The organism is Aquisphaera insulae, assembly GCF_011064615.1.
Classification (GTDB): Bacteria; Planctomycetota; Planctomycetia; order Isosphaerales; family Isosphaeraceae; genus Aquisphaera; species Aquisphaera insulae.
The window spans coordinates 1-208 of the sequence record NZ_JAALJH010000308.1 but is presented as its reverse complement, the minus strand read 5'-3'; the positions used below and the strand labels follow the sequence as shown (position 1 = coordinate 208).

The following is a 208-nucleotide window of genomic DNA, read 5'->3' as shown; positions in this document are numbered from 1 at the left end:
TCGGGAGCTCCGCGAGAGCATGACCGAGGCCGAGACGATCCTCCAGCGGGCGCGAGAGCGATGCGCGGATGAGCGGCCCCGGATCATCTCCGACAACGGGCCGCAGTTCATCGCCCGCGACTTCAAGGAGTTCATCAGGATTTGCGGGATGCCTCATGTAAGGACTTCACCATACTATACCCAGAGCAACGGGAAGATCGAGAGGTGG

At 61.5% G+C, this 208-nt stretch carries 1 pseudogene; it reads left to right on the top strand.

The features are described 5' to 3' along the window. Positions 1–19 precede the first annotated feature (19 nt). Positions 20–208: pseudogene (locus G6O54_RS37230) on the top strand (IS3 family transposase); the annotation flags it as partial.